The sequence below is a fragment of the Pseudomonas sp. PB103 genome, from assembly GCF_009764635.1.
GTDB lineage: Bacteria > Pseudomonadota > Gammaproteobacteria > Pseudomonadales > Pseudomonadaceae > Aquipseudomonas.
In genome coordinates this window covers 1-12,576 of record NZ_RWIL01000052.1, presented here as the reverse complement: position 1 = coordinate 12,576, position 12,576 = coordinate 1, and the positions used below count along the sequence as shown (strand labels likewise).

General features: G+C 60.9%; 9 protein-coding genes. All 9 read left to right on the top strand.

Annotation, left to right across the window (positions count from 1 at the left end):
* Positions 1-5 precede the first annotated feature (5 nt).
* Positions 6-746, top strand: a complete 741-nt coding sequence (locus EJA70_RS10185; protein ID WP_103305337.1) for a flagellar basal body rod protein FlgF — start codon at positions 6-8, stop codon at positions 744-746.
* A 45-nt stretch (positions 747-791) separates the two neighbouring features.
* A complete protein-coding gene (flgG, locus tag EJA70_RS10180; protein ID WP_008085973.1) occupies positions 792-1,577 on the top strand; it encodes a flagellar basal-body rod protein FlgG in 786 nt (261 codons plus the stop codon).
* Between the two features lie 52 nt (positions 1,578-1,629).
* Positions 1,630-2,325: a flagellar basal body L-ring protein FlgH gene (gene flgH / locus EJA70_RS10175; RefSeq protein WP_158830659.1), complete on the top strand. Its 696-nt coding sequence runs from the start codon at positions 1,630-1,632 to the stop codon at positions 2,323-2,325.
* Positions 2,326-2,352: 27 nt separating this feature from the next.
* Positions 2,353-3,441, top strand: coding sequence for a flagellar basal body P-ring protein FlgI (locus EJA70_RS10170; RefSeq protein WP_081500479.1), 1,089 nt, complete (start codon positions 2,353-2,355; stop codon positions 3,439-3,441).
* Between the two features lie 11 nt (positions 3,442-3,452).
* Complete coding sequence (gene flgJ, locus EJA70_RS10165; RefSeq protein ID WP_158830658.1) at positions 3,453-4,745, top strand: flagellar assembly peptidoglycan hydrolase FlgJ; 1,293 nt, start codon at positions 3,453-3,455, stop codon at positions 4,743-4,745.
* 22 nt (positions 4,746-4,767) lie between these two features.
* Positions 4,768-6,828, top strand: a complete 2,061-nt coding sequence (gene flgK / locus EJA70_RS10160; protein WP_158830657.1) for a flagellar hook-associated protein FlgK — start codon at positions 4,768-4,770, stop codon at positions 6,826-6,828.
* A gap of 13 nt (positions 6,829-6,841) precedes the next feature.
* Entirely contained in the window at positions 6,842-8,413 is a 1,572-nt protein-coding gene (locus EJA70_RS10155; RefSeq protein ID WP_158830656.1) for a flagellar hook-associated protein 3, read from the top strand.
* A 123-nt stretch (positions 8,414-8,536) separates the two neighbouring features.
* Positions 8,537-12,109, top strand: a complete 3,573-nt coding sequence (locus EJA70_RS10150; protein ID WP_158830655.1) for a glycosyltransferase — start codon at positions 8,537-8,539, stop codon at positions 12,107-12,109.
* A gap of 199 nt (positions 12,110-12,308) precedes the next feature.
* Positions 12,309-12,576 (top strand): calcium-binding protein (locus tag EJA70_RS10145; RefSeq protein ID WP_371924546.1); only part of this gene is annotated, 268 nt, incomplete at its 3' end.

Here is a 12,576-nt window from a genome sequence, read left to right as displayed (position 1 = left end):
AGAGTGTGGACAAGTACCTTTATGTGGCAATGACCGGCGCCAGCCAGAACGCACTGGCGCAAAAGGCGCATGCCAACAACCTGGCGAACATCTCCACCAACGGTTTTCAGCGTGACCTCGAGCAGGCGCGTTCGATGCCGGTGTTTGGTGACAGCTTTCCGGCGCGTGCGTTTGCCATGAGCGAACGGCCGGCCACCGACTTCACGCCAGGCTCGCTGGTGCAGACCGGTCGTGACCTCGACGTCGCCGTGACCGGCAACGGTTTTATCGCCGTGCAGAACCCTAACGGTGGCGAAAGCTACGTGCGCACCGGCAGCCTCAACATCGACGCCCTTGGCGTACTGCGCGCCGGCAACGGCATGCCGGTCATGGGCAACGGCGGTCCGATCGCCGTGCCGCCAGAGCAGCAAGTCGAAGTCGGCGAAGACGGCACCATCAGCATTCGTGCAATGGGTGAAGGCCCGCGCGTCATGGCGGAAGTCGACCGCATCAAGCTGGTCAACCCCGACATCAAGAACATGAACAAGGGCCTCGACGGCTCGATTTACACCAAGGACGGCCAACCGGCGCCGGCCGATGCCAACGTCAAACTGGTCTCGGGTTTCCTTGAGTCGAGCAACGTCAATGCCGTCGAAGAGATGACCTCGGTGCTGGCGCTGGCCAAGCAGTTCGAGTTGCACGTCAAGATGATGAACACCGCCAAAGACGACGACCAGGCCATGGCTCGGGTCTTGCAGATCAGCTAATTATCAGAACGTCGCGCCGTAAAACAGGCGCACGAGGAGAATCGAATGCTTCCGGCTCTATGGGTTGCCAAAACAGGTCTGTCCGCCCAGGACACCAACCTGACTACTATTTCCAACAACCTGGCCAACGTCTCGACCACGGGTTTCAAACGTGACCGCGCCGAGTTCCAGGACCTGCTGTATCAGATCAAGCGTCAGCCAGGCGCCCAGTCGACCCAGGACAGCGAACTGCCGTCGGGTCTGCAAGTGGGTACCGGTGTGCGCATCGTCGGCACGCAGAAAAACTTCACTGCCGGCAGCCTGCAAACCACCGAGCAGCCGCTCGACCTGGCGGTGGACGGTCGCGGTTTCTTCCAGATCCTGCAGCCGGACGGCACCACGTCCTACACCCGTGACGGTACTTTCCACCTCGACTCCAACGGTCAGGTGGTGAACGCCAGCGGCTTCGCTCTGGAGCCAGCGATTGTCATCCCGAACAACGCCCAGACTTTCACGGTCGGTCGTGACGGCACCGTGTCGATCACCGTTGCCGGCAACCCGGCTTCGCAAGTGATCGGCAACCTGCAAACTGCCGACTTCATCAACCCGGCCGGCCTGCAAGCCGTGGGCAACAACCTGTTCCTGGAAACCGCCGCTTCCGGTGCACCGCAAGTCGGTACGCCAGGGCTGAACGGTTTCGGTACCACGCTGCAGAACACCCTGGAAACGTCCAACGTCAGCACCGTTGAAGAGATGGTCAACATGATCACCACTCAGCGCGCCTACGAGATGAACTCCAAGGTGATCTCCACCGCCGACCAGATGCTCTCGTTCGTAACGCAGAATCTGTAATCAAGTCTATGAGGCGGCCATGAGGTCGCCTGCAACACCGTGAGGTAGGGTCATGAATCGCTTCGTATCTGTTCTGGCATTGAGTGGGGTCGTCTCGCTCGCGGGCTGCGTCGCTCCGACGCCCAAGCCCAATGACCCTTACTACGCTCCGGTGTTGCCGCGCACGCCGTTGCCGGCGGCCGCCAATAACGGCTCGATCTATCAGGCCGGCTTCGAGCAGAACCTGTACAGCGACCGCAAGGCGTTCCGGGTCGGTGACATCATCACCATCACCCTGAACGAGCGCACGCAGGCGAGCAAGAACGCCAACTCGCAGATGGACAAGAACAGTGACAACAAGATCGGCCTGACCTCGTTGTTCGGTTCCAGCCTGACCACCAACAACCCGATTGGCGGCAACGACCTGAGTCTGAACGCCGGCTACAGTGCCGACCGCTCGACCAAGGGTGATGCCAAGTCCGGGCAGAGCAACAGCCTGACCGGTTCGATCACTGTGACCGTCGCCGACGTGCTGCCCAACGGCATCATCGCCGTGCGCGGCGAGAAGTGGCTGACGCTGAACACGGGGGACGAACTGGTCCGCATCGCCGGTCTGGTGCGCGCCGATGACATCGCCACGGACAACACGGTGTCGTCGACCCGGGTCGCCGATGCTCGCATCACCTACTCGGGTACCGGCGCGTTTGCCGATACGAGTCAGCCAGGCTGGTTCGACCGTTTCTTCCTCAGCCCGCTGTTCCCTTTCTAGGTGGCTACGTTGAATTTCAAACACCTGATGCTGGCTGCGACGTTGATGTCCGCAGCCTTTGGTGCCCACGCCGAGCGGCTGAAAGATATCGCCAGCATTTCCGGCGTGCGTTCCAACCAGTTGATCGGTTACGGCCTGGTGGTCGGGCTTAACGGCACCGGCGACCAGACGACGCAAACCCCGTTCACCCTGCAGACCTTCAACAACATGCTCTCGCAGTTCGGCATCAAGGTGCCGCCGGGATCGGGCAACGTGCAGCTGAAAAACGTCGCGGCGGTGTCGATCAGTGCCGACTTGCCGGCGTTCGCCAAACCGGGTCAGCAAGTCGACATCACCGTGTCTTCGATCGGTAACTCCAAGAGCCTGCGTGGCGGCACCCTGTTGCTGACCCCGCTCAAGGGTATCGATGGCAACGTCTATGCGGTCGCTCAGGGCAACCTGGTGGTCGGCGGTTTTGATGCTGAAGGCCGTGACGGTTCGAAGATCACCGTCAACGTTCCGTCGGCCGGTCGCATCCCTGGCGGTGCTTCGGTGGAGCGTTCGGTACCGAGTGGTTTCAATCAGGGCAACAGCCTGACGCTGAACCTCAACCGTTCCGACTTCACCACTGCCAAGCGCATCGTCGACAAGATCAACGACATGCTCGGCCCTGGCGTGGCACAAGCCATCGACGGCGGCTCGGTACGCGTGACGGCACCGCTCGATCCGAGCCAGCGCGTCGACTATCTGTCGATCCTGGAAAACCTCGAAGTCGATCCGGGCCAGGCTGTGGCGAAAGTCATCATCAACTCGCGCACCGGCACCATCGTCATTGGCCAGAACGTGAAAGTTTCGCCAGCCGCCGTGACCCACGGCAGCCTGACCGTGACCATTACCGAAGACCCGATTGTCAGCCAGCCAGGTCCGCTGTCCAACGGCCAGACCGCTGTCGTGCCACGCTCGCGGGTAAACGCCGAGCAGGAAGCCAAACCGATGTTCAAATTCGGCCCGGGCACCACCCTCGACGAGATCGTGCGTGCGGTGAACCAGGTCGGCGCGGCGCCGGGGGACTTGATGGCGATCCTTGAAGCATTGAAGCAGGCCGGCGCGTTGCAAGCCGACCTGATCGTGATCTGAGGCCGACCTTTATGGATATGCGCAAAAGCGGTCTGGTCAGCAGCAGCGATTCGGGGTCTTACTCTGACCTCAATCGTCTGAACCAGCTCAAGGTCGGCGACAAGGACAGCGATGCGAACATGCGCAAGGTGGCGCAGGAATTCGAATCGCTGTTCCTCGGCGAAATGCTCAAGTCGATGCGTTCGGCCACTGAGGCACTGGGCCAGGACAACCCGCTGAACACGCCGGCAGCCAAGCAGTATCAGGAAATGTACGACCAGCAATTGGCGGTGTCGCTGTCCCGCGAGGGCGGTGGTATTGGTCTGGCTGACGTGCTGATGCGCCAGATGTCGAAGAACAAACCGCTGGCGCCGGGCGAGGCGGCTGCCGCGTCCGCCGCCAAGCAGGAAGCCGCCCTGGCCAAGGCCGCTGCCGTGGCAACGCCGATTGCTGCCGGCACCGTCGCCACCAACGGGCCGTTGTCTCGTCTCAATGGTGAGCGTCCGTTGTGGGCGTCGCGCTCGGTGAATGCACCGAACACGCAGTTGGCGCATCGCAATGACATGGAAATGATCAACCAGCGCCGTCTGGCCTTGCCGCCGAAACTGGCCGACCGTTTGCTCGCCGGCCTGGTGCCGTCGGCCACGACCAATGCCACGACGCAATTGCCGCAACGCGCGACGACTGCTGCGACGACCGGCTCCGGCGCGCTGTACAACGGCGACTGGCTGGCCCGTGCGGAAAACGAAAAAGCCTCCGGCGGCCAGATGCAGGTTTACGGTCGCGCCATGGCGCAGATTCCATTGGCACCGGCGAAAAAAGCCTTCAGTTCCGCCGACGAATTCGTCAACACCATGCTGCCGATGGCCAAAGAAGCTGCCGACCGCATCGGCGTCGATCCGCGTTATCTGGTGGCGCAAGCCGCACTGGAAACCGGCTGGGGCAAATCGGTCATGCGTGCGCAGGATGGCAGCAGCAGCCACAACCTGTTCGGCATCAAGGCGAGCAGCAACTGGAAGGGCGATTCGGCCCGTGCGATCACCAGCGAGTTCCGCAACGGTGCGATGGTCAAGGAGACGGCCGAGTTCCGTTCCTACGCCTCGTACAAGGACAGCTTCCACGATCTGGTGACTTTGCTGCAGAGCAATAATCGCTATCAAGAAGTGCTGAAGTCGGCCGATAACCCAGAACAGTTTGTACGTGAGTTGCAAAAGGCCGGTTACGCCACCGACCCGAACTACGCGACAAAGATTTCGCAGATTGCCAAGCAGATGAACGTAACTCAGAACTACGCTGCGGCGGGCGTTACGACAACGCCTCTATAAAACATAAAGTAAGGTTTGAACCATGAGTTTGCTCAACATCGGGATGTCGGGTTTATCCGCTAGCCAATCTTCGTTGATGGTGACCGGCAACAACATTGCCAACGTCGATACGGCCGGCTACTCGCGCCAGCAAACCGTGCAGAATTCAAAAAGCTCGATTCAGAACGGCAACCTCTGGATCGGCACCGGTACCACCCTCGCCGACGTGCGCCGGGTGTACAACAGCTACATCGATGCGCAATTGCAGACCACCACCTCGCTCAACAGCGATGCGGCGGCTTACCTGGGTCAGGTCACGCCGCTGGACAAGTTGTTGTCCGACAGCGGCACTGGCCTCAATGGTGCGCTGACCAAGTTCTTCGCCTCGGTACAGAACGTCAACGCCAAGCCGGGGGATGACGCCTCGCGCCAACTGCTGCTCAGCGATGCGCAAGCACTGAGCGCTCGCTTCAACTCGGTTTCCAGCCAGTTGAACGCGCAGAACCAGGACATCAACGGCAACCTGACCAGCATGGCTGATCAGGTCAACAAACTGGCCGCGACTGTCGCCCAGTTGAACCAGAAGATTTCTGAAATCTCCAACGCTGGCGGCCAGCCCAACGAGCTGCTCGATGCGCGTAACGAGACCATTCGCCAGCTGTCGACGTTCACCGGTGCACAGGTCGTCGAACGTGGCGGCAACATGGACATCTACCTGGGCAACGGTCAACCGCTGGTGATGGGCAGCAATGCCAGCAAGCTGGAAGTCACGCCTAGCAAAGCCGATCCATCGCGCATGGGCATCCAGATCAACAACGGTTCGACCAGCATCGACATCACCTCGGGCATCACCGGTGGCGAAATCGGCGGCCTGCTGCGTTATCGCAGTACCGTGCTGGACCCGGCGATGAACGAGTTGGGTCGTGTCGCGTTGGTCGTCGCCGACCAGATGAACACGATTCAGGCGCAGGGCATCGACAAGAACGGTGACTTCGGCAGCAACCTGTTCACCAACATCAACAGCGCCGCCAACCTGGCGTCGCGCAGCACCGCCACCCTCGGCAACAGCGCCGGTTCCGGCGACTTCGATGTGACCATCGAGGACACCGGCAAACTGACCATCAACGATTACAAGGTGACCTTCACCAGCGCCACGGATTACACCGTGCAGCGTCTGCCGGAAGGTACTGCAATGGGCGCGTTCAGCACCACCACCAACCCGGCGCCGGTGATCGACGGCTTCTCGCTGAAACTCACCAACGGTGGGGCTGCGGCAGGTGACACTTTCAAGATCAGCCCGACCCGTGACGCAGCCACCAACATCAAGACCGAGATGACCGACTCCAAGCGTCTGGCCATCGCCGCGCCGTTGGGCGCCGCCATCGCGGCAGGTGGCAGCGGTACACTGACCATTCCGGCCAGTGGTCAACCGACCCTGACCACCAAGTTCGACATTTACGACGCGGCCACCACCACCGCCATGCAGAACGGCTTGAAGAATTCGACGCCGGTCAAAGTGGTGTTTGGCGACCCGTCGGCTGACGGCACCACGCAGAGCTATCAATTGCTCGATGCCAAGGGTGGCGTGCTGAGCAGCGGTACCATTCAGCCGGGGCAGAACAACACCTTGAACCTGAGCATTCCGCTCAAGGATTCGACCGGTGCGCCGATCCCGCCAGCGCCTGCCACGCAGTACACCGTTAATTTCGACATGTCGATCGCCGGTTCGCCTGCCAAGGGCACCGCGATCAACGTCAGCCTGAGCCAGCCGGGTTCTCTGGACAACCGCAACGGCACAACGCTGGCGGGTCTGCAGACTGCGCAGACGGTCGACACCGGTTCGGCCAGCAAAGGTATTTCGCTGAATGACGCCTACGGCAAACTGGTCGAAGGCGTGGGTGCCAAAGCCGCTCAAGGCAAGCTCGACGGCGCCGCCACGGACGCAATTCTGGCCAATGCCAAAGGCGCCCGCGACTCGCTGTCCGGCGTCGACCTGGACGAAGAGACCGGCAACCTGGTCAAGTTCCAGCAGTACTACACCGCTTCCTCGCAGATCATCAAAGCTGCGCAGGAAATCTTCAGCACACTGATCAACAGTCTTTAAGGAGTCGTAGCCCATGCGCATTTCCACCGGCCAGTTTTACGAGTCCTCGGCTGCCAACTATCAAAAGAATTTCGCCAACGTGGTCAAGAGCAGCGAAGAGGCCAGCAGCCTCGTGCGCGTCAACACTGCTGCGGATGATCCGGTCGGTGCTTCGCGTTTGCTGCAATTGGGTCAACAGGCCTCGATGCTCGATCAGTATTCGACCAACATCACCACCATCAAGGCCACCCTCGGCCAGACCGAAGCGGTGATGACCAGCATCGGCAATGTGCTGCAACGCGCCAAAGAGCTGGCATTGGGTGCAGGCAACGCCGGTTATACCGACGCCGACCGTCAGGCGAACGCCTCCGAACTGGGTCAGATCGAAGAGCAGTTGCTCAGCCTGATGAACAGCAAAGACGAAAACGGCAAATACATTTTCTCGGGCTCCAAGGGTGACGTGGCGCCGTTCAGCCGCAACACCGATGGCACCTACAGCTATAACGGCGACCAAGTGACGCTCGACCTGCCAATTGGCGACACGCAATCGATGGCCACCAACAGCACCGGTTGGGACGTGTTTCAGCAGGCGATCAACACCAACCGTACGGCCACCACGCTGACCTCGCCGGCGGTGGATGACGGTCGTGTCGCGCTGTCCAACGGTCAGGTGCAGTCGGATGTCACCTACAACGCCAAGTTCCGTAGCGGCGAGCCGTACACCGTGTCGTTCCTGAGCAGCACCCAGCTGAAAATCACCGATGCGCTGGGTAATGACGTCACCGCCGAAGCGGGCCAGAACGGCGTGTTCAATTCCACCAACGCGGCCACGCAAACCGTGAGCTTCCGCGGCGTTGACCTGAACCTGAACATCAACCTCAAGGCTGGCGACAGTGCCAACCCGGACGCGGCGATTGCCGGCCACAGCTTCACCTTGGCGGCGAAGCCGGACAGCTTCAATACCTCGCGCAGCCCGGGCAACCCGTCCGCCGCCCTGGTCACGGGTGCGTCGGTGACCAACAGCACGGCTTACAACGCCAGCTTCCCGGGCGGCGGCGCAGTACTGAAGTTCACCAGCGCAACCGATTTCGAACTGTACGCCGCGCCAGTAACCGCTGACAGCAAGCCTGTCTCGACCGGCACCATGGCCGGCACTACCGCGACCGCCTCGGGTGTTTCGTTCAACGTGGCCGGCACGCCGGGCGCGGGTGACCAGTTCTCGGTCTCGGTCAACACGCACCAGACCCAGAACATTCTGGACACCGTCAGCCAGTTGAAAACGGCCCTGTCGACACCGACCAACAATGACCCGATCGCCATTCAGAAAATGAATGCGGCCGTCACCGCCGGGATCGGCAACCTGTCCAGCGGTATCGACCAACTGGCTTCCGGAGTCAGCTCGGTGGGTGGTCGCGGTGCGTCGCTGTTGACCCAGACCGACATCAACCAGAGCCTGTCGCTGGCCAACACCCAGACCCAGGGCGCGATTCGCGACTCCGATCCGGCTGAAGTGATGACCCGCCTGACCCTGCAGCAAACCATGCTGCAGGCCTCGCAACTGGCGTTCAGCAAGATCGCTCAGTTGGGCCTGTTCAACAAAGTCTGATCCCGGGCCTTCGCGATGACCTCGCGAAGGCTGGCGTCAGCCGAGTGAAAACCGTCTTTTTTCAGCGGTTCAGGGAGTGTGCTTGATCCAGGCAAGCTCCCGCCGCTCGCGAGTTCCCCCGCCGTGAAAGCAGCTCCTCTTGTCACCATCGCCATTCCCGCCTTCAACCCGCAGTTCTTCCTCGTGGCCCTGGAGAGCGCTCTAGGTCAGACCTACGGCAATCTTGAAGTAGTCGTCTGCGATGACAGTGGCGGTGACGAGATCCGCGAGATCGTCGATGCGTGCGAAGTGCCTGATGCGGTTCGCCTGTGTTACGTGCGCAATCCGCAGCGTCTGGGTTTTCAAGGCAACCTCACGGCGTGTGCGCAGCAAGCCAGCGGCGACTATCTGAAGTTGTTGTGCGATGACGATCAGTTGCTGCCTGAGTGCATCGCGCAACAGATCGCCGGATTCATCGATCACGACGACGTCAACCTGGTCATCGGCCAGCGGCAGTTCTACGACGAAGACTGCATCCTGCTCTCCGACCGCGTGGAAAACAGCTGCTTCTCCAAAGGCGTCACCTTGTTCAAGGGGGAGGATCTGCTGGGGATTCTGGAAACCAGCGTCTTCAACTTTCTCAGCGGCCTCAGCGGTGCGCTGCTGCGAACCCGTCATGCACTGGAATACTTGCCGGCCCTCACGCAGGTGGGTGAAGGCTTTGTCGCCAACCTCGATTTTGCCTTGTTCGCCTGCCTGCTGCGCCGCGGCAACCTGGTCGTGGTCGGGCAAATCCTCAGCCTCGAGCGTTTGCATCCGGGGCGTCTGAGCCAGCAACTGGCGGTCAAGGCGGCGGTGGTGACCGAGTTGGACTGGCTCAAGCAGATGCTCGCCTTGCGCAGCGGCGAACCGGCCCCGGCGCCAGGCTGGGTGCGGCATGTGCCGCTGGCCGAGGCCATAGAAGGGCAGGCCTATCCCTGGGAAGAAGCGGCTCTCGGTCGACAGTTGGGGTTCATTCAAACCCTGGTGAATTCGCGGGTGGGTCCGGATTGCGACAGTTTCACTGACATGTACCGGCAATGGTTGTCCTGCCGCCATCTGAACCCGTCTCAGCAGCGTCTACTCGAGGCGCGCGTGCAGAGTTGGAGCTGGCGCCCGCGCATTGTGCCGATCGTGATCGACAGCGAGGGGGATTTGCCGGCGCTGGAAGGCACCCTGAACAGTCTGCGCCTGCAAGCCTTCAGCCCGGAACAAGTGGTGGTGCTTTCCACAGTGCAGCACGCACCGGCCGACGGTGTGCGTCATGTGCCACTGGCGGTGGACGCGGTGGCTCAGTTCAACCACTTGCTGGCAGAACTGGACAACGCCGACTGGATCTACCTGGTTCGCGCCGGTGACCGCGTGCATGAGCTGGCGTTGCTGCTGCTCGCCGAGCGCATGGTCGAGATGCCGGATCTGCGCTGCCTGTACAGCGACGAAGGCGGGCTGCGTGACGAGGTCTCGATCGAACCAGTGTTCAAACCGGATTTCAACCTCGACCTGATGCGCAGCTTTCCCTATGTCGGCCGTGTGCTGGCGCTACAGCGCCAGCGCCTGCTGGAACTGGGCGGGATGGCGGCGGGTTTTGGTGAGCTGGGTGTGCATGACCTGCTTTGGCGCCTGGTCGAAAACAATGGCCCGCACGCGATCGGGCACATTGCCGAAATTCTCGTGCAATCCCCCCAGCGGCTGTCCCAGTGGCTGACACAACCGCAGGTCATCGATCAGGCACCGCAGGTGTTGGCGGCGCATCTGGCGCGGCTTGGCGTGCCCCATCAGATCCGTGCCGGCAGCCAGCCGATGATCAGTCGTGTCGATTACCTGCACGATCAATCAGCTCTGGTCTCGATCATCATCGCCACCCGTAACGAGCTGGCGGCGCTGGAGCGTTGCATCGACAGCCTGCTGGAAAAAACCGCCTGCCAGCGTTTTGAAGTGCTCATCGTCGACAACGGCAGCACCGCACAGGATGCCTGCAACTGGCTCGCGGCGGTTGAGCAAATGGGCAGCGACAAACTGCGCGTGCTGCGCTGTGATCACGGTGACAATCTGGCCGCGGTGCACAACTTCGCCGCCCGCCAGGCGCGTGGTGACTACCTGCTGTTTTTCAGTCCGTGCAATAACGTGATCAATCCTGAGTGGCTCGACGAACTGCTCAACCATGCCCAGCGGCCGGAGGTCGGCATTGTCGGGGGGCGCCTGGTCAGTCCGCAAGGGCGTATCGAAGGCGCCGCGCTGGTGCTCGGGCTGCGCGGTGCAGCGGGCGTGCCGAACCGTGGCGAACTGCTCAACACGTCGGGCTACATGCAGCGCCAGCAGACGGTGCAGAACTTCAGCGCTGTGGGCATCGACTGCTTGTTGGTGCGCAAGACGGTCTTCGATGAGGTGCTCGGGCTCGACGAAAAAGACCTGTCGCAAGCGCTCAATGGTGCCGACTTTTGCCTGCGCGTGAAGCAAAACGGTTATCTCGTGGTGTGGACGCCTTACGCCGAGCTGATGCGCGTGCCGGTGGCTTCCTACGCGGAACCGGCCCCACACATTCTGCAGAACGAGCAGAAAGATTTTTATCAACGCTGGTTGCCGCTGGTTGCCAGAGACCCGGCCTACAACCCCAACCTGAGTCTGGGCAGCAGTAATTTCAGTCTGGAGCCGGGCTTCAGGAATGGCTGGGATCCTTTCTCCCGCCAGTTGCTGCCCAAGGTCCTGGCGATCCCGATCAACACCTCGGCCGTCGGCCATTATCGGGTTACGCAGCCATTTCTCGAACTGGAAGCGGCCGGGCGCATCGTCGGCCATTTGAGCTATCACACGCCGACGAATATCGAGCTTGAGCGCGGCTCGCCAGACGTGATTGTGCTGCAGGGTCGCTACAGCCAGAACGCTGTCGACGAAGTGGCGCGAGTCAAAGAATCTTCGCGCGCGTTCAGGATTTTCGAGCTGGATGACTACGTGATCGATGTGCCGAAAAAGAACGCGCACATTCGCAAGGCGGAAGTCGGCGTCGACCAAATCGTGCGTCGTGGTATCAGCCTGTGTGACCGTGTGGTGGTGTCGACCCAGCCACTGGCTGATGCGTTGCGTGACATGCACCACGATATCCGCGTCGTCCCCAACATGCTCGCGCCACACCTGTGGGCCGGGCTGACCAGCCGTCGACGCACCTCGCGTAAACCGCGCGTTGGCTGGGGCGGCGGCACCAGCCATGACGGCGACCTGGCAATCATTGCCGACGTCGTTCGTCTGCTGGCCAACGACGTCGAGTGGGTATTCTTCGGCATGTGCCCACCGGCGCTGCGGCCGTTTATCCACGAATTCCATCCAAGCGTCGGCCTCGACGGCTACCCGGCCAAACTCGCCAGCCTGAACCTTGACCTGGCACTGGCGCCGCTGGAATTTCACATCTTCAACGACTGCAAGAGCAACCTGCGCCTGCTGGAATACGGTGCCTGTGGCTACCCGGTGATATGTACCGAGACTGAAGCCTATCGCGGCTATTTGCCGTGCACCAAGGTCGTGAGCAACAGTACCGAGGAATGGCTTGAAGCAATCCGCACGCACCTGTCCGACCCTGACGCGAGCTACCGCATGGGCGATGCATTGCGCGAGGAGGTGCTGCGCGATTACCTGTTGAAGGGCAGCAACCTCAACTATTGGGCCGAAGGTTGGTTGCCCAACTGATTGCGAGTGGATGTTTAAAAGCAGGCGGCCTCAGGGTCGCCTGTTTTGTTTGTAATGGTGGCGATACAAATCTTGCCGCACACCTCAAGTGCAATCGGCTTAGTGCCGATATATCGCCAAAGATTCGTTTATTGAAATGGTCCGTCAACACCGGGTCGACAGGTATCTGGTTCAACAATATGGCAAGGAAGATGTCGTAATGGCAGTGATAAACGGGACAAATGGCGTGGATACGCTGACAGGTACCAACGGTGATGATGAGATCAATGCCTTGGGTGGCAATGATGTGATCAAGGGCAGTGCCGGGGCGGACAAGATTGATGGGGGCGTCGGGTTTGATACTGTGGACTATTCGGGGTCCTCGGCTGGTATCAACGTCGACATCCGCAGCGGTGTGGGTAAACCGGGTATTGGTGGCGATGCTGAAGGCGATACTCTGGCCAACATCGAGAAAGTCATCGGCACCG